This window comes from Streptomyces sp. ISL-66, from assembly GCF_018614135.1.
Taxonomy (GTDB): Bacteria; Actinomycetota; Actinomycetes; order Streptomycetales; family Streptomycetaceae; genus Streptomyces.
This window is the reverse complement of sequence record NZ_JAGGOW010000040.1, coordinates 64,134-81,413: the sequence shown is the minus strand read 5'-3', so window position 1 is coordinate 81,413 and position 17,280 is coordinate 64,134. Positions and strand designations below refer to the sequence as shown.

General features: G+C 72.1%; 13 protein-coding genes. 5 read left to right on the top strand and 8 right to left on the bottom strand.

Annotated features, from left to right (window positions below):
- Positions 1-402: 402 nt before the first annotated feature.
- Positions 403-1,383 carry a YafY family protein gene (locus J7E97_RS09560; RefSeq protein WP_215024438.1) on the bottom strand — a complete coding sequence of 327 codons (981 nt, stop codon included), beginning with the start codon at positions 1,381-1,383 and terminating at the stop codon, positions 403-405.
- A gap of 231 nt (positions 1,384-1,614) precedes the next feature.
- On the opposite strand from J7E97_RS09560, the gene J7E97_RS09555 reads away from it, so the two are divergent.
- Entirely contained in the window at positions 1,615-2,784 is a 1,170-nt protein-coding gene (locus J7E97_RS09555; protein WP_308346438.1) for an acyl-CoA dehydrogenase family protein, read from the top strand.
- A 71-nt stretch (positions 2,785-2,855) separates the two neighbouring features.
- Here J7E97_RS09555 and J7E97_RS09550 read toward each other — a convergent pair whose 3' ends face one another.
- The gene (locus tag J7E97_RS09550) at positions 2,856-3,308 is read right to left on the bottom strand and encodes a cell division protein SepF (RefSeq protein WP_215024436.1); all 453 of its coding nucleotides are present in this window, start codon (positions 3,306-3,308) and stop codon (positions 2,856-2,858) included.
- 282 nt (positions 3,309-3,590) lie between these two features.
- Here J7E97_RS09550 and J7E97_RS09545 point away from each other — a divergent pair, with 282 nt between their 5' ends.
- From J7E97_RS09545 to J7E97_RS09530, 4 genes are all read left to right on the top strand, one after another.
- Entirely contained in the window at positions 3,591-4,739 is a 1,149-nt protein-coding gene (locus J7E97_RS09545; RefSeq protein WP_215024434.1) for a DUF5685 family protein, read from the top strand.
- A 111-nt stretch (positions 4,740-4,850) separates the two neighbouring features.
- A complete protein-coding gene (locus tag J7E97_RS09540; protein ID WP_215024432.1) occupies positions 4,851-5,675 on the top strand; it encodes a DUF1684 domain-containing protein in 825 nt (274 codons plus the stop codon).
- A gap of 195 nt (positions 5,676-5,870) precedes the next feature.
- Positions 5,871-6,692, top strand: coding sequence for a S1 family peptidase (locus tag J7E97_RS09535; RefSeq protein WP_251054162.1), 822 nt, complete (start codon positions 5,871-5,873; stop codon positions 6,690-6,692).
- Positions 6,693-6,784: 92 nt separating this feature from the next.
- A complete protein-coding gene (locus tag J7E97_RS09530) occupies positions 6,785-7,264 on the top strand; it encodes a hypothetical protein (protein ID WP_215024428.1) in 480 nt (159 codons plus the stop codon).
- A 27-nt stretch (positions 7,265-7,291) separates the two neighbouring features.
- On the opposite strand, the gene J7E97_RS09525 is transcribed toward J7E97_RS09530, so the two are convergent.
- The 6 genes from J7E97_RS09525 to fxsA all read right to left on the bottom strand — a co-directional run bounded on the left by J7E97_RS09525 (position 7,292) and on the right by fxsA (position 17,235).
- A complete protein-coding gene (locus tag J7E97_RS09525; RefSeq protein WP_215024426.1) occupies positions 7,292-8,188 on the bottom strand; it encodes a DUF4231 domain-containing protein in 897 nt (298 codons plus the stop codon).
- An 89-nt stretch (positions 8,189-8,277) separates the two neighbouring features.
- Positions 8,278-12,279, bottom strand: a complete 4,002-nt coding sequence (gene fxsT / locus J7E97_RS09520) for an FxSxx-COOH system tetratricopeptide repeat protein (protein WP_215024424.1) — start codon at positions 12,277-12,279, stop codon at positions 8,278-8,280.
- On the bottom strand, positions 12,263-13,807 hold the full coding sequence (locus tag J7E97_RS09515) for a TIR-like protein FxsC (protein WP_308346440.1): 1,545 nt from the start codon (positions 13,805-13,807) through the stop codon (positions 12,263-12,265). Before J7E97_RS09515 ends, fxsT begins: the two co-directional genes overlap by 17 nt.
- Before the next feature lie 43 nt (positions 13,808-13,850).
- The gene (locus J7E97_RS09510; RefSeq protein WP_251054161.1) at positions 13,851-14,609 is read right to left on the bottom strand and encodes an aminoglycoside N(3)-acetyltransferase; all 759 of its coding nucleotides are present in this window, start codon (positions 14,607-14,609) and stop codon (positions 13,851-13,853) included.
- Positions 14,610-14,764: 155 nt separating this feature from the next.
- On the bottom strand, positions 14,765-17,041 hold the full coding sequence (gene fxsB / locus J7E97_RS09505; protein ID WP_215024422.1) for a radical SAM/SPASM protein FxsB, inactivated metallohydrolase extension form: 2,277 nt from the start codon (positions 17,039-17,041) through the stop codon (positions 14,765-14,767).
- Between the two features lie 29 nt (positions 17,042-17,070).
- Positions 17,071-17,235 (bottom strand): FxSxx-COOH cyclophane-containing RiPP peptide, encoded by a 165-nt coding sequence (gene fxsA, locus J7E97_RS09500; RefSeq protein WP_215024420.1) that lies wholly within the window; start codon positions 17,233-17,235, stop codon positions 17,071-17,073.
- Positions 17,236-17,280: the final 45 nt, after the last annotated feature.

Below are 17,280 nucleotides of genomic sequence, written 5' to 3'. Positions count from 1 at the left end.
GCCGCCGCCCGCCCCACGCGGAGCGCGCCCCGGTGCGCGGCGCGGCGGCCGCCCGCCCGGCCACCGGCGGCTGAGCCGGACGGTACGCACGCCACCGCGCTCAGGACGGCGGGCCCCGGTCGACGACGACCGGGGCCCGCCGTCTTCGTTTCCGCGCCCGGGTGCGTGCCCGTCAGCGGCACGCCCGGACGTTCCTCCGTACCGGGTCACGCTTGTGTCACGAATTGTCTACAGCCGATCCGCCGTCGGCTTTGGGGGGACCTTTTATTTGCCGTGGCGCGACACGCCCGGCATAAATTCTCTTTCGAATTCCCCTCGAACTTCCCGCAATTCCCGCCGGACTCGGTTCTGGGCTGCGCTTCGGACTGCGCCCCGGATCCCCTCCGCTTCCCCTCCGCTTCCTTACATCTTCTCCACTTCGCGGGGCTCCAGAGACCGGGTGAGGAGATCGCGCGCGGCCCTGATCCGGTCCGCCAGTGCGGCCGGCTCGACGACCTCGAACTCACACCCGATCAGCATGATGTGAATCACCAGGACGTCGAGGTTCACCGCGCCCGTGCGCAGCAGGCAGCTCGCGTCGTCGAGGGGCTCCAGGGTTCCGTGGCTCGGCGCGATGATCCGCGCGGCCTCCGCCAGGGAAACCCGCAGACGGACGACGGCCCGGGCCGCGTAGGCACCCTGGGAGATCCCCTCGGAGACGTACGCGGCGAGATCCTCGGCGGGCGGCGGGCGCGGGGTGAAGCGGGGACCGTGCGGCGATCTGGGCTCGATCCGGTCGGCCCGGAAGGTCCGCCAGTCCTGCCGGTCCAGGTCCCAGGCGACCAGGTACCAGCGCCGCTCGGTGCACACCAGCCGGTGCGGTTCGACGGTCCGCCGGGTGACGCTGCCCGCGTGGTCCCGGTACCCGAAGCGCAGCCGCTCGGCGTCGCGGCAGACCGTCGCCAGCTCGGTCAGGACGCCGGAGTCTACGGTGGACGCGCCGGCCCCCCTCAGCATCGGCACGGTGAACTGGTTCAGCGCCGACACCCGCCCGCGCAGCCGGGACGGCAGGACCTGCTGCAGCTTGGCCAGCGCCCGTACGGAGGCCTCCCCGATGCCCTCGACCCCGTTCCCGGCGGCGGTCCGCAGGCCCACGGCCACGGCGACGGCCTCGTCGTCGTCGAGCAGCAGCGGCGGCAGCTCGGCCCCGGCCCCCAGCTGGTAGCCGCCCCCGGTGCCGGGACTGGCGTTCACGGGGTAGCCGAGCTCCCGCAGCCGGTCCACGTCCCGCCGCACGGTGCGCGCGGTCACCCCGAGCCGATCGGCCAGATCGGCGCCGGTCCATTCCCTGTGGGCCTGCAACAGGGACAGCAGGCGCAGCAGTCGCGCGGAAGTCTCGAGCATGCCCGCAGTCTGCCCTGGGGCTGGCCGGCTCCCGGACGGGGCTCCCGGACGGGGCTCCCGGACTCCGGGTCGAAGCCGAGCGTGCCGATCCGGCGGTCGCGGCCCGTTCCGCAGGAGGAACGGGTGGACCGCACGGGGTCGGGACGACAAACTAGCACCGCTAGTCCGGTGAACCTTCCGGCCACAGCACCAGGTTTCCGAGAATTCGACCCCGGCCTGCCAGGAGGCTCCGTGTCCTTCGTACCCACAGATCCGCTCGGTCTCGACGAGCTCCTCGCGCCGGAGGACCTCGCCATCCGCGACACCGTGCGCGGCTGGGCCGCCGACCGGGTGCTACCGCACATCGCCGAGTGGTACGAGAACGGCGAACTGCCCGGGATCCGGGAGCTCGCCAAGGAACTGGGGGCGCTCGGGGCCCTCGGGATGTCCCTCGAGGGGTACGGCTGCGCCGGAGCGAGCGCCGTCCAGTACGGGCTCGCCTGCCTGGAGCTGGAGGCCGCCGACTCCGGGATCCGCTCGCTGGTCTCCGTACAGGGCTCGCTCGCCATGTACGCGATCTGGAAGTACGGCTCGCAGGAGCAGAAGCAGCGCTGGCTGCCCGGTATGGCCGCCGGCGAGCTCATCGGCTGCTTCGGGCTGACCGAGCCCGACGTCGGGTCCGACCCGGGCGCCATGCGCACGTACGCGAAGCGCGAGGGCACCGACTGGGTGCTCAACGGCCGCAAGATGTGGATCACCAACGGGTCGGTGGCGGCCGTGGCCGTCGTCTGGGCGCAGACCGACGAGGGGATCCGCGGGTTCGCCGTGCCCACGGACACCGCCGGATTCTCCGCGCCGGAGATCAAGCACAAGTGGTCCCTGCGCGCCTCGGTGACCAGCGAGCTGGTCCTGGACGACGTACGGCTGCCCGCCGACGCCGTGCTTCCGGGCGTCACCGGGCTCAAGGGGCCGCTCGGCTGCCTCAGCCACGCGCGGTACGGGATCGTGTGGGGGGCCATGGGCGCGGCGCGCGCCAGCTTCGAGGCGGCGCTCGACTACGCGAAGACGCGCGAGCAGTTCGGCAGGCCCATCGGCGGCTTCCAGCTCACCCAGGCCAAGCTGGCCGACATGGCGCTGGAGCTCCACAAGGGGATCCTGCTCGCCCACCACCTGGGCCGGCGCATGGACGCGGGTACCCTGCGGCCCGAGCAGATCAGCTTCGGCAAGCTCAACAACGTCCGCGAGGCCATCGACATCTGCCGCACCGCGCGGACGATCCTCGGTGCCAACGGGATCTCCCTGGAGTACCCCGTCATGCGGCACGCCACCAACCTCGAGTCGGTCCTCACCTACGAGGGCACCGTCGAGATGCACCAGCTGGTGCTGGGCAAGGCGCTCACCGGACTCGACGCCTTCCGGTAGGTCAGGGAGGACCGGGGAACGGAGGCGGCCGGTGAGGGTCCCCCAGCTACCGCTGGGAGGTGCCCCCGGGCTCAGCTCTGGTTGAAGAAGTCGCGCGAGCGGCCGCCGGACTCGCCGTTGACGATCTGGGTGTCGGCCGGGGTCAGCAGGAAGACCCTGGTCGCCACCCGTTCGATCGAACCGCGCAGGCCGAAGGTCAGGCCGGCCGCGAAGTCGACCACGCGCTTCGCGTCGCCCGGGTCCATCGAGGAGAGGTTCACGATGACCGGGACACCGTCGCGGAACAGCTCGCCGATGCCGCGCGCGTCACGGAAACCGTCCGGGGTGACCGTCGCGATGCGGCGGCCCTGCTCGACGGCGGACTCCGAGGCCACCTTGACGCGCGGGTCCGTGACCCACTGCTCGCCGGGGCCGACCACAGAACCCCCCTGCGGGGCCTCCGCGTAGTCGTCGTCGTAATAACGCTCGTCGTCGCTGTCCTCTACGAGACCCAGCCAGGCACTCGCCTTGCGCACCGAACCCATGGACGCCTCCTTTCATCGCGGTCAGTCTGTCTTCTCTTCCGCGTCCCTATCGTCGTCCATGATGCTGACAACGCGCCAAGTGGATAGTCGCCGCGCAGGGGTTTCGTGACGGTACTGGTGCAGAACATCCGTTGCACCGTCAAGCCTCCTGGCGGCTACCGCTGCTGACTGAGTGAAAATACGACCGGTGCGACCGTACGGGTGGTCGAGGGGGACGTACGGGTGAAGCGCGGTCCCGCTACGATGCCCGTCGAGCACGGGTATACACACGGGGGAAGCGTTTTGTTCGGCATCGTCAGACCATGTACGCACCGGCTCGGTGAGCGGTTCAAGGCGGAGTGGATGGCTCATCTGTGCGGGTTGTGCCTGGCACTTCGGGGTGACCACGGCCAGTTCGCGAGGATCGTGACCAACTACGACGGGCTGCTCGTCTCCGTTCTGACGGAGGCTCAGTCCGGGCCCGCCGCGTCCGGCCGGCGCACCGCCGGTCCCTGTCCGCTGCGCGGGATGCGCACCGCCCCGGTGGCCAACGGCGAGGGGGCGCGGCTCGCGGCCGCCGTCTCGCTCGTCCTGGCCTCGGCGAAGGTGCGGGACCACGTGGCCGACCGGGACGGGCTGTTGGCCCGGGCCCCGATCGCGCTGGCGGCCCGCCGGGTGGCCAAGGGATGGGACCGGGCGGGCGCCCGCACGGGGGCCTCGCTCGGCTTCGACACGGCGGTCCTCGTCGACGCCGTGGACCGCCAGGCGGGCATCGAGACCCTGGCCGGCCCCGGCACGCCGGTGCTCGTGGTGACGGAGCCGACCGAGACCGCCACGGCCGCCGCGTTCGCCCATACCGCGACCCTCGCCGGACGGCCAGGCAACGCCGCCGCGCTCGCCGAGGCGGGCCGCTACTTCGGACGCCTCGCGCACCTGCTGGACGCGGTGGAGGACCAGGGCGCCGACGCCGCGGCGGGCGCCTGGAACCCGCTGACCGCCACCGGGACCTCGCGCGCCGAGGCGCGCAGGCTCTGCGACGACGCCCTCACGGGCATCCGGCTCGCACTGCGCGAAGCGGAGTTCGCGGACGCGGGCCTCGCCCACCGGCTGCTCGTGCACGAGCTGCGCACCTCGGTGGACCGGGCCTTCGGGACGGCGGCCTGTGCCCATACCGTGACGGAACACGGCGTACAGGGCGCCTTCGGCCCGCCCCCGGTGGGCTTCGGCCCGCCGCCGCCCCCGCAGAGGCCGCGCCGCGGCCTGGTGCCGGGCTGCGCGGTGGCCATCGGGCTGTTCTGCACCTGCCAGCTGTGCTGTACGGAACACGACGGCCCCTGGTCGCGGCAGCGGCGGGACCCGTGGTGCGATGCCGGTGGCTGCTGCGACGGCTGCGAATGCTGCGGAGACTGCGGGTGCGGCGACTGCTGCTGCTGTCCCTGCGACGGCTGCTGAGGACCCGTCAGCCCCACTGGGCCGCGTCTGCGCCCCCTGCCCGGATCGGCACTGGCCCGGACGGCGTACCGTGCGGTTCCCGGCCGGGCCGGTGTGGAAGGGCTGAGCGGCATGAGCGCTGACGCAGTCCTCGCGGACGACCCGGCCACCGCCTGGAAGCGGTGGCACGAGCATCGGACGGCCACCGTGTCCGCCCCCTACGGGCCCCTCTCGCTGACCGGCACCCACTGGCTCGCCGACTACTCGGAAGGTCGAATTCCGGCCGTTCCGGGGGTCTGGCACGCCACCGACGGCGGGGTGACCCTGACCGCGGCCGAGGGCGACGGGATCAGCCTGGACGCGGAGCCCTTCACGGGTGACGCCGTCCTCGCCGCCGACGGCGCCCCGCCCTCGCACTCCCGGGTCGCCGTCGGCGACGTACGGCTCGTCGTGCTCCGGCGCGAAGGGGACTGGGCGGTACGCGTCTTCGACCCCGCCGCGCCGGGCCGCGCGGCCTTCGAGGGGATCGAGGCCACCCCGTACGACCCGGCGTACGCCGTGCCGGGCCGCTTCCGGCCGTACGGCGCGAGCCGGACGGTCCAGGTGGAGAACGCCGACGGGCGCTCGCGCGGCCTCGGCCTCGGCGGCGAACTGAGCTTCGAGTTCGAGGGCGCCCGCCACGCCCTCCAGGTCGCCGTGGACGAGGGCGACGGCAGCCTGTGGGCCGTCATCGGGGACGCCACGGGCGGCCGTTCCAGCTACCGCTTCCGGTTCCTCAAGCCCGGCATCCCGGCCGCGGACGGCTCGATCACCGTGGACCTCAACCGCGTACAGCTGCCGCCCTGCGCGTTCGCGGACCACTTCATCTGTCCCTTCCCGCCGCCCGGCAACACGCTGCCGTTCGAGCTGGCGGCGGGCGAACGACGGCTGAAAGGCGCCCTTGCTGGCGCCATCTGACGCCAGCACACTCCCGACAGCGTCTCTCCGGGTTTGTCAGGGGCACGACGAACGGCCTCACGTCCGCCGTGTCCCCGGCAGCCCTCCACGGGTTCCGGCACCCCACACCGTCCGGGCCCCCGATCCCCTCCGGGAGGACGACAAGTGAGGATCACCCGCATCATCGGCTCCAGGCTCTTCGCCGTGGCCACCGGCATGGCCGCCGTGGCCGCCCTGGCCGCCCCCACCGCACACGCCGACGGCGGCTTCGGCGCCGACCGGCTCGCCATCGTCGGCGCCTCGGTCCTGCGCGCCGACGTGGCCGGCACCGCATGGCACACCGACCCCGCCACCGGGACCCTCGTGGTCACCGCCGACTCCACGGTCTCCGCCGCGAGCATCGCGAGGATCCGCCGGGAGGCCGGGGCCGACGCCTCCGCGCTGCGCATCGAGCGGACCCCCGGCAAGCTGACCAAGCTGCTCTCCGGCGGCGACGCCATCTACGCCTCCAGCTGGCGCTGCTCGCTCGGCTTCAACGTGCGCAGCGGCAGCACCTACTACATCCTTACCGCCGGCCACTGCACCGACGGCGCCGGCACCTGGTGGACCAACTCCTCGCACACCACCGTCATCGGGTCCACCGTCGGCTCCAGCTTCCCGACCAACGACTACGGCCTGATCAAGTACGCGAGCAACTCCCCGGTGCCGCCCGGCACCGTCGGCGGCCAGGACATCACCAGCGCCGTCAACGCCACCACCGGCATGTCCGTCACCCGGCGCGGCTCCACCACCGGCACCCACAGCGGCTCGGTGACCGGCCTCAACGCCACGGTGAACTACGGCGGCGGCGACATCGTCTACGGCATGATCAAGACCAACGTCTGCGCCGAGCCCGGAGACAGCGGCGGCCCGCTCTACTCCGGCACCCGCGCCGTGGGCCTCACCTCCGGCGGCAGCGGCAACTGCTCCTCCGGCGGCACCACGTACTTCCAGCCCGTGGTCGAGGCACTCAACGCGTACGGGGTCAGCGTCTACTAGAGATCCATGCGCCCCCGCCGCACCCCTGGACGTCCTCCCGCCTTCTGGGAGGATGTCCAGGGCACATGCCCGCGGGGGAGGCTGGTTTCCGCATGAAACGTATCGGCGTGACCGGACACCGGTCGATCCCGGACGAGGCGCTCGGACACGTGGAGGAAGGTCTGCGAGCCGTACTGGCGGGCCATGAGGGGCCGTTGGAGGCCCTCTCCAGCCTCGCCGACGGAGCGGACCAGCTGTTCGCCGCCATCGCGCTGGAATACGGCGCGGACCTCACCGTGGTCATCCCCAGCGGGGACTACGAGGAGGGCTTCGAGGACGCCGAGGCCCTGGACCGCTACCTGGGGCTCAAGGACCGGGCCGCCCAGGAGGTCCGGATGGACTTCGCCCGCTCCACCGACGAGGCCTACTACGCCGCCGGCACCTACATCGCCGACACCTGCGACCGCCTCGTGGCCGTCTGGGACGGCCTGCCGGCCCGCGGGCACGGCGGAACCGCCGAGATCGTCGCCTACGCCCGCGCGCTCGGCAAGCCCGTCACCGTGATCTGGCGCGAGGGCGTGACCCGGGACTGAGGCCACGCCCCCCGCGCCGCCCAGGTCTCAACTGCTGTGCCGGGCCAGCCAGTCCGTGTGCTGCGGGGACACGTACCGCTCCGTCTCGTAGACGGAGGACGGCCACTGCGACTCGGTGATGGTCGTCTGCATCACGACCATCATCGCCGAGAGGTCCTGCTCGATCAGGGTGTGCGCCTCGATCAGCGGATGGTGGCGCCGCACCTCGTTCCAGGCGATGCCGGCCGCCGCCGCCGCGCTCAACAGCCCGGTCAGCTTCGGCCCCGGACCCGACCCGAACGCCCCGACCAGCGCGAACAGCAGCGCCAGACAGGTCAGCAGCACGATCGACCACGACCACAGGGCCGTCGCCCGCCGCGACACCTCCGTCCGGCGCTGGTACCAGTTGCGCTGCTCGATCAGCCGGTCCCGTACGTAGGTCTCCCTGCGCACCTGGTAGTCCAGCCCGCGCAGCCGCTGCATCGCGCCCGTGATCTCCCCGCCCTCCGGGACCAGCCCGGCGGTCCGCGGATCGCTCCAGCCCATCTTCCGCAGCTCGTCCAGCCCCGCCTCCAGCCGCGTCCGGTACGCGCCCTCGGGCCCCGGGACATCGCTGCCGAACGGGGCCCCGTGGACGGCGTACCGCCAGGCCAGCGACTTGATGAACTCCGCCGCGCTGCGGTTGAGCTGCCACTGCGGGCGGGCCCGGCGCCGGGTCGCCCGGATGCCCACGGCCAGCACCCCCGCGTAGGAGACCACGCTCAGCAGCCCGAACAGGTACATCGACCCGAGCTTCGGCCCCTCGGGCAGGGCGGCGGCCCCGGCGGCCGCGACGAGCAGCACCAGCTGGGCGCGCGTGGCCTGGGTGGACTCCCGCTGCCGGGAGATCGCCGCCTGGTCGGTGTGGTGGAAGAGGGCCGGCAGGTCCTCGTTGCGAAAGGTCATGCTGCTACTCACAGCGCACCCCCCAGTCTGGAATCAGGTGTGCAGAAAGGACGTGCGGGGGCGGCCCCGGCGGAGCCGCCCCCGCCGGATCACACCGCCAGCGGCTCCAGGTCCCGGTGGACCCGCCGCTCGTCGCGCGCGTACCGGGTCAGACCGTGGTCCTCGCCGAGCAGCCGCGTCAGCTCGGCCACCGCCTCGGCCCGCACCCGGTTCGCCTCCTCCTTGCGGCCCATCATGTCCAGGCTGACCGCCATGTTGGAGGCGCTGGCCAGGGTCTCCGGGTGGTGCACGCCCAGGGCCTCGCGCAGCCGCATCACCGAGATCCGCTCCAGCTCCAGGGCCCCCTCCGGATCGCCCAGGTCCGCACGGGCGTTGGCCAGGTTGAGATTGGCGAAGATGGTGTGCGGGTGGTTGTCCCCCAGCACCTCGCGCATGTGGTGGACGGTCTGGCGCAGCATCGGCTCGGCGGTCTCCGCCGCGCCCGTGCCCCAGTGGAACACCGCGAGGTTGTTGACCGCCGCCAGGGTGTACGGGTGGCGCTCGCCCGGCACCTTGACGTACTCGTCCACCACCTCCTGGGCCAGGTCCCGCGCCCCGCCCGCGTCCCCGGTCGCGAACAGGTCCGCAGCCAGGTTCAACTCGCAGGCCAGCAGGTCCGGGTTGACCGAGGTGTACTTGGCCCGGTAGCGGTTGCGGGTCGCGGTCGTCAGCCGCAGCGCGTCCTCCACGTCGCCCGCCCGGCGCAGCGACACCGCGAGGTTCTTCGCCGCCGACAGGGTGCCCGGGAAGGCCCGGCCCAGCGTCCGCTTGTAGATCTCGTACGTCCGGCTCAGCAGCTGCACGGAGTCGTCGTACCGGCCGACCTCGCGCAGGTCCCGCGCCAGGTTCTGCGCCGAGGACAGGGTGTACGGGTGGTCCGTGCCCAGCACCTCGGTGCGCCGGTCGAAGACCTCCTGGTCGATTTCCCTGGCCCGCGCGTACTGCCCGATCATGCGCAGGTTCAGGGCCAGGTTGTTCGCGGCGGCCAGGGTGCGCGGGTGCGCCTCGTGGAAGATCTGCCCGAAGCCCTCGTGCGCCGCGGCCGCCAGCTCCATCGCCTCGCCGTACCTGCCGAGCGCGCCCAGGTCCATCGCCAGACCGCTGGTGGTCATGTACGTGTGCGGGTGCGAGGGGCCCAGCGCCGCCTGCTGGCGCTCCAGCGTGCCCTCGTCCAGCTCCATGGCCTCCACGAACCGGCCCTGCGAGCGCAGGATGTTGGACAGGTGGAAGCGCAGGTACAGGTACTGGAGGTCGTCGCCGCCCAGGGTCTCGCGCCAGGTCTCGCGCAGCTCCTCGCCCAGCGCGTACGCCGCCTTGAAGTCGCCGCGCTTCCACAGGTACCGGACGCGGTCGATCAGCAGCCGGCGGGTCTCCGGCTCCTTGCAGAACCGGGCCTCCGACGGGGTCAGGTGCGGCCAGATCGTGTTGAACCGCGGCCACGTCTCGGGGTTGTCTATCGGCTCGTCGTCGTCCGGCCGGGCACCCGCCAGGATCCGGTGCACCGCGTGCCGGGCCTCGCGCTGCTCCTCCTCCGACAGCTGCGCCCGGATCACGGCCTGCACCAGCCGGTGGACCTGGATGCTGTTGCTGACCTGGTCGACCTTGGCCAGGGCGAAGCGGCCGATCTCCCGGATCACGCGGCCGAGGACGAGCTTCTCCTGGAGGGAGGAGTCGTACGGCTTGAGGGTGTCGATCATCTCCTTGCTGTAGAGCAGGTTCGCCGAGATCGGCTCGGGCGCGAAGAAGGCGCACAGCTGGAGCAGCCGTACGGCGGCGGGGGAACGGGACTGGAGCCGCTCTATGGAGACGTTCCAGGTGGCGGCCACCGGCTGCGGGTAGCCGGGCGGCTGGTTCAGGGCCAGGACCCGGGCGGCCTGCTGGGCCAGCTGCTCGATGTACGCGGACACCGGGGTCGCGGTCTCCGCGATCCAGGCGCCCGCCTGCTCGACGGCGAGCGGCAGGTCGCCGACCGCGACGGCCACCTGCTCGGCGTCGTCCTTGCTGAGTCCGGGTGCCCGGCGCTGGAGGTGCTCGATGGACTCCTCGCGCAGGAACACGTCCACCGGGAGCGCGTCGCCGTACTGCGACCAGGACTGGTTGCGGGAGGTGACGAGCACGTGCCCCGGGCCGCCCGGCGGGAAGAACCGCTTGAGCGTCTCGGGGTCGTCGGCGTTGTCGAAGACGAGCAGCCAGCGCGAGGAGGGGACTCCCCGCCGCAGCAGGTCGATCGCCTCCTGGGAGGCGGCCGACATGTCCTCGCCGGTCTGCGCGCCCAGGCGCACCGCCAGTTCGGCCAGGGCGGCGACCACGTCGTCGGTCTGCTCCGAGGAGATCCACCACACCAGGTCGTAGTCGGCCATGAAGCGGTGCACGTACTCCAGTGCCACCTGGGTCTTGCCGACGCCGCCGAGTCCGGAGAGGGTCTGCGGCTGCGGCAGCACCACGGCCATGCCGCCGCCGAGCTGGTCGCGCATCCGCTCCAGCACGATGGAACGTCCGGTGAAACCGGGGTTGCGGGGCGGTGCGTTCCAGATCTTCGGGACCGTCCCCGGGAATCGGGGGCCGGGTGCGGAGGCGCTCGTGACGCTGTCGGGCAGCGCCATCGGCCGTTCCACCGCGCGCAGCAGCGCGGTCGTGGCGTGCACCTCGTCGAGGCGGAAAAGGTCCACGGGATTGCGGTCGATGTACGGGGTGGACAGGCGTACGTCGCCCACCCTCAGCGGCACCAGCTGGCGCCGGCCCCCGGTCGGGTCCTCGGCCGCGGCCCGCTCCCAGACGTCCACCGCGCGGGCGGACTTGAGGTAGGCGCTGGAGAGCAGCACCACGGTCCGGGCGGCGGTGTCCACGCTGATGCCGGCCCCCCCGCCCAGGGTGTCCCCGACGGCCGCGCCCGGGGCCCGTTCGGCCGAGACGTCCTTGGGCACGACCCGGAAGCCGGCCCGGGTGAGCACCGACTCGATCCAGTCGGCCCACATGCGGTTCTCGGCGACGTAGGACAGGAAGAGGTCGGCGGGCAGGGCGGGACGGCGCCGGGTGAAGGCGTCGCGGATGCGCAGGCGCACCTCCTCGCCGATCGCCGGCATGGAGGTGACGTCGCCCTCGGTGACGACCGCGGTGAGGCGTTCGAAGGCGGAGAGCAGGGAGTTGGTGAGCCCGGCCTCGTCCCCGAAGGTGGCCAGGGTCTCCTCGTAGGCGTAGTAGGGGCGGTAGGGGATCTCCACCGCACCCCAGTAGGAGGTGAGTTCGTCCCCCATCAGCCCGTTGGGGAAGCGGTCGAACTTGATCCGGGCCAGGGCGCGGCCGGCGTCGGCCTTCTCCTTCTCGCCCTCGTCGATGCGCATCGGGACCGGGAAGATCTTGATGCCGCGGTCGTTGAACCGCTCGTCGATCTGCCGGGCCACGGAGGCGGCTCCGTCGATGGACTGGTCGGAGAGGGTGAAGCAGTCGACCAGGACGTCGGGGAGGTGGACCGTGCAGATGTCGGCTATGTCGGAGAGGCCGGTGCGGCTGTCGATCAGGACGTAGTCGTAGTTGCGCTTCATGTCGGCCCGTAAGGCGTCGAAGAAGAGGCCGCCGCCGAGGCGGTCGTAGAAGTTGTCCCAGTCGAAGGTGGAGACGGTCGCCGAGTACTCGCGGTTCTGCCGGCCCGCCGAGACGAAGTCGAGGGTGCCGCCGTCGGGGAACTCCCAGCCGAGGGTCTCGGGGGTGAGCGAGACGGCGTGCGGCTGGATCCGCGCGTAGTCCGTGTGCCAGTCGTCGGCGCGCTGCACCGGGCTGGTGGCCGCCCACGCGTACTCGCTGATCAGATCGATGACGCCGGTGGTGGCGCCGAGGGTGGAGGGGTCCAGGAAGGGATGGAAGAACCGGTGCAGGCCGGGAGCCTCCAGGTCCCAGTCGACGGCGAGGACCCGCTTGCCGTTGGCGGCGAGGATCCAGGCGGTGTTGGCCAGCGCCATCGTGCGGCCCGTGCCGCCCTTGTACGAGTAGAAGGTGACGATCCGCCCCTCGCGGTGTTCGTCACGGCTGTTCTGGTTGTCACGACTCGCTGTCATCCGCGTCCCCCCGGTCGTTGTCCTTGTTGTGGTCGGCCCGGTCGGACCGGTCTGACCGGTCGGGCCGGTCGGCCCCACCGGCTCGGCCGTGGCCGCCGAGCCTTCCGAAGCCTGCTCCCGGGGCGAAGCCGGGGGCCGTTCCCGTGCGCGTGTCCGGTCCCGCGTCGGAACCGGTGTCGGAACCGGTGTCCGAGCCGGCGTCCGAGCCCGTATCCGGTGGGAAGGGGGCGGACGGCACGGTGGGCGGGCTGTTCATCCCCATCGGACCGATCAGCCGGGGCCGTTCCGATCCGCCGGCCGGGGTGCCCGCCGGCGGGTAGACCTGGGCGTGCCGCAGGAACTGCTGGGCGGCGGCCTCCACCACCTGCGGCAGGATCTGCCCGAGGGTCTCCATGTTGGCCACGCCGTTGGCAGCGGCCCGGCAGGCGGCCCGGCCCTGGCTCATCTTGACGGGCATCGTGTCCTCGAGCCGGCGGGCCAGTTCGTTCTCCTTGGCGCGGCTCTGGTGGTCGTAGCGGTTCCAGGGCACGACCACGTTGATCCACGGACGGGATTCCTGGTCGAAGGCGGCGAGGCGCGCCCTGCGCTGCTCGTCCTCGACCGCCCACCGGTCGACGATCAGGATCTCGGGCCGGGTCGGCGCCTGTTTGGAGTCGAAGTGCCCGGCCTCGTCGTCGAACGAGCCCACGGACGTCTGGTAGTTGAGGTTGCGGACTAGGTCCTCGGCCACGAAGGCGATGGGCCGCTGGGACACCGGGTGGTACGGGTTCCACTCGATCGCGCTGTCCCCGTAGTACTCGGGGCTGCGGCCCTCCGGCAGATCGTGGCGCGAGGCGGCGGCCACGGTGACGTGCAGGGTGCGGGCGGTGCTGCTGGGGGAGCCGAAGGCGCTCGGCACCAGCCGGTAGTCCAGCGGGCGGATCGGATCGAGGCGGACGGTCTCGGCGACCCGGACGATCCGTTTGGCGAGCTCGTACACGGCGCTCTCGTACTGCTCGGCGTAACCGCGCAGTTTGATCAGGCCGTACAGCCCGTCGGTGACGTAGCGCTCGCCGAAGGTGTTGTGGTTGAACTGCAACCGCTCGGCCGGGAGCGGCAGTTGCGAAGGCGGAACCGGAACCCATAAGGCCGGCACGATGGCCTCGGCCGGCTGGTTGCTGAGCGCCTCGTGCTGGATGGTGCGCTGCGCGAAGGCGAACCACTCCTTCCCGCACATCTCGCTGGCGAAGTAGCGCGGTGAGAACAGGGGGACGAAGACGCGGCAGGTGGCGAGCGCCGCCCCGAGCCGCTCCGACCAGCCTTCGCCGCTGCGTATCTCCCGGTCCATGAAGCCGGCTTCGGCTCCGGCCGGCAGGTTCGTCAGCGCCATCACATGGCTGCAGAGATCGCGAAAAAGGCGCTCCACCCACATGTCCGGATCGGGTCCCCCCGCGCCGAACCTCGGTGTATGCGCATAACTGAGAAAAAAGTACGGCTGCACTGATGCGGGCACACGACCCCCGTCCCGAAGATGCGAGCGAAGAAACATCATTCCGGAGCTTCTTCCCCGCATCCCCTCATGGTTCAGTCAATCAGCGTCTGTTTTCGGTCATCCACTTCAGCGCGTGATCGACCGCGGCCGGAAGGGAGAAGAGCATGGCCGATGCTCCTGAGACCCTTCCCCGGTGTACCCGGTCTTCCGGGAACGACCTGCCGATCTCGGCGAAATCGCTGTCATCCAGCGCAATGTCCTCGTACGCGGTCCACCCTTCCCCCTGCGGTTCTCCGGGCCGCCCCCCCGGAAGCACCGATTGGTTCACCTTCACCACACACTCGTACATGCGCAAGAGGGGCTTCGGAATTCGATACTCCGCGAGATGGAAAGCGGTGCAGACGGAAAATCCCACATTGATCATGAGTACCTCCCAGCCCTCCCCGCACATCTTTCCCAGGGGGGATTCCTCACCCAGATGGCTGGTCAGGGGGTGCCCCGAGCACAGTTCCAGGGCCCCCTCGCCGACCGCGGCGAAGGAAGTCTGCGGGTGCTCGCTGCGCGCGGCGCCCGGGGCGGTGCGGACGCTTTCGGCGAGGGCGCCCATGCCCTGGCTGGGGGTGAGTTCCGGGTCGAAGGCGGGCATCCGCTCGCGGTAGGCGCGCACCTGCGCCTGCGTGAGGCCCGCGATCCGCGCCAGGTGGGCGCTGGAGGTCTTGGAGTTCTCCGGGGTGAAGGCGGGGACCACCAGGGTGCCGCGCGGGCCGAGGACGCCGACGAGGGCGTCGCGCAGCGCGTCGGCGCCCAGTCCGGTGCCGCCGAGGGAGGCGTGCGCCATCACGCGCGCGCCGGGGCGCAGGCCGAGCCGGCGGAGGTCGTCGGCGAGGTCCGTACCGGACGCGGAAGCGGACGCGGTGCGGGTGCCGGACGCGGACGCGGTGCCGGTGCCGGACGCGGACGCGGTGCCGGTGCCGGACCCGGCCCCGGACGCGGTGCCCGCCCCGGACGCCGGGATCACGCGTCGACCGCCTTCAGCTCCCAGCGCAGCTGCTCCACCAGGAGCTTGCCGGTGGTGGTGAGCTCGGCCGCCTCCGACAAGCGGTCCAGGGCCCGGTTGATCCGGTCCGTCCCGCCGGGCTCGGCCATGGCCGCGGCCCGCCGGTAGGCCTCCACGGCCACCCGCTCGTGCACGTCGGCCAGCAGCCGGGACACCGGCACCGGCCGCTCCCGCCACGGCGAGGGGTGCTGCCACTGCCCGTCCAGCGCGTACAGGTCGGCCACCTCGGTCAGCGCCTGGAGCCGGCCCCGCCGCTGCCCGGTCAGCAGCGCGAGCGCGGTCTCCCGCACCCCCGCCGCGTACGGCACTCCGAGCGCGCCCGGCCCGTGCCGTCCGGCCTCGCCCCAGCCGCCGGCCCGCGGGCCGCCCGCGAGCGGGGTCAGCGTGGTCAGTCCGGTGGCCGCCGCCCGCGCGAACTCCGGTACGGTCTGGTGCAGTTGGTCCCATGCTCCGTCCAGGCGTGCCCGCCACTCCTCGGCCTCCCCGGCGCCCAGGCGCAGCCGGGGCGGACGGGCGAAGCAGTTGCGGTGGGGGTCCAGGTCCTCCAGGGCCACCGGGGCCGCGTCCGGCCCGGGCGACCAGGTCCGTACGGGCTGCCAGCGGGCGTCGCCCGCCGCGGGCCCGAAGCGGTGCTCGCGGCGGCCCTCCTCGCGTACGGCGTACCCCTCGTCGGTGACGTGCAGGGCGGCCCGCCCGTCGGTGCCGGGCTCGCCCAGGCGCAGCAGCCCGAGCGTCGGCAGGTACACCTCGCCGTCCCGGTAGGCGACCTCCGCGGGCAGGTCGAGCCCGCCGCGCAGGACGGCGGCCGCGGCCAGCGCGGTCAGCCTGCGGGCCGCCTCCGGGCCGTCGCCGCGGCCTGCCCGCTCGGCCGCGATCGCGGCCATGACCCACGTCCGGGTGAACGGGTGGGCCAGTACGGCGTCCAGCGCGTCCGCGCCCGCGTCCCCGGCCCGCTCCACGGCCCCCAGCACCTCCCAGGCCCGCGCCCAGTCGGGGTCACCCGTCCGGCCGTCGTTCAGGAGGGCGAGCAGGTCCCGGGTGAGCTGTTCCTGGGAGCCGGCGAGCCGGGCCGGGTCGGACAGCTCGGGCGCGCCCGAGCGGGCGCTCGTACGGCCCTGTACGCCGTCGACGAGCTCGCGCAGGTCGGTGCAGTAGACCGAGGGGTTGTCGAAGTTCCCGGCGCCGTCCGGGTCGGCCGCGTCGGCCTTGTAGCGGTGCGTGTAGAGCCCGCCCCCGCACGAGCGTACGACGGGGCACCGGCGGCACGTATCGCTGACGCCGGACAGGCCCAGCTGCCGGGCGCGGACCCCGGGATGGGCCGCGACCTGGTCGAACGCGTGGTCGAAGACGTTGAAACCGGTGGCCGCGGCGCCGTCGAAGGCGCTCTTGAGGGAGTCCACCTGCTCGAGCTTCCCGTCGGTTTCCACCACGACCAGGTCGGTGGGAGCGAGGCCGAGTGACTCGGTGAGACTGGGGCCGCCGTTCAGGGTGGAGAACAGCGAGTCGAAGATCCGCACGGGGACCGGCCGTTCGCGGCGCTCCCAGTGGTCGAAGACCTGGAGCAGCCAGCGCGCGTAGGCGTCGGGGGCGCCGTCGGGGCGGACGGGCGGCGTCTGCCAGGTGGCGTGGGGGAGGAGGAAGTCCACGCGCGGGGGCGCCAGTTCGATGAGGGCGTCGAGCACGGCGACGGGATCGTTGGCCACGTCCACGGTGCAGAGCAGACCCTGGTAGAGGTGGCGGTAGGGCTCGGTGCGCAGGAGGTCCACGGCGGCCAGGACCAGGGGGTGGCTGGTGCGTCCGTCGGCGAAGCGGCGGTGGCGGTCGTTGGCCGCGCGGTCTCCGTCGAGGGAGACGCTGACCTTGAGGCCGTATTCGGCGAAGAGGTCGAGATAACGGGGACTGAGCTGGAGGCCGTTGGTGTGGATGCGCAGGTCGAGGGCGGCGATTCCGTCGAGGGCGCGGGTGAATTCCTCGCAGACCAGCCTGAGTCGGCTGGTCCCCGCCAATAGCGGTTCCCCTCCATGCAGGATCACTGTGACGGAGGGAAGTGCGTGTGCTCTCGCGTGTTCGGCGAGCCGCGACGCGGTATGCGAAATGACCTCGGGGGAGATCACTTTCGGCCGGGCTCGCCAGCTCTGATCTGCGTGTTCGTAGACGTAGCAGTGATCACAAGCAAGATCGCATCTGCTGTGAACCTTCAGGACGATCTCGCGGAAAGCGATCAGGCCGGTCATTCCACCAGTCTAGAGCGCATACTTCCGTGTCAGAGCGCGGAGTTGAAGATCGGCGACTGAACCTGCCGGCCGGATTCCGTCGGCAGGACGCGGCCCAGGGTCGCGGCCGCGCGCGTACCGCGGACATCGATCCGGTCGAGCGGGACGCGAGAGGACTTGACGGTGCTGGTCGGGGGGGTTGCGGAGGTGCTCATGACGCCGTCCTCGGGGAGGTCGTGGAAAGGGGAAGGGTCGACATT

Coding starts and splice junctions, on each gene's coding strand:
- J7E97_RS09560 (WP_215024438.1), bottom strand. CDS start 1,383: ATGCTCGAGACTTCCGCGCGACTGCTGCGCCTGCTGTCCCTGTTGCAG.
- J7E97_RS09525 (WP_215024426.1), bottom strand. CDS start 8,188: ATGACCTTTCGCAACGAGGACCTGCCGGCCCTCTTCCACCACACCGAC.
- J7E97_RS09550 (WP_215024436.1), bottom strand. CDS start 3,308: ATGGGTTCGGTGCGCAAGGCGAGTGCCTGGCTGGGTCTCGTAGAGGAC.
- fxsA (WP_215024420.1), bottom strand. CDS start 17,235: ATGAGCACCTCCGCAACCCCCCCGACCAGCACCGTCAAGTCCTCTCGC.
- J7E97_RS09535 (WP_251054162.1), top strand. CDS start 5,871: ATGGCCGCCGTGGCCGCCCTGGCCGCCCCCACCGCACACGCCGACGGC.
- J7E97_RS09515 (WP_308346440.1), bottom strand. CDS start 13,807: ATGTTTCTTCGCTCGCATCTTCGGGACGGGGGTCGTGTGCCCGCATCA.
- fxsB (WP_215024422.1), bottom strand. CDS start 17,041: ATGACCGGCCTGATCGCTTTCCGCGAGATCGTCCTGAAGGTTCACAGC.
- J7E97_RS09530 (WP_215024428.1), top strand. CDS start 6,785: ATGAAACGTATCGGCGTGACCGGACACCGGTCGATCCCGGACGAGGCG.
- J7E97_RS09540 (WP_215024432.1), top strand. CDS start 4,851: ATGAGCGCTGACGCAGTCCTCGCGGACGACCCGGCCACCGCCTGGAAG.
- fxsT (WP_215024424.1), bottom strand. CDS start 12,279: ATGACAGCGAGTCGTGACAACCAGAACAGCCGTGACGAACACCGCGAG.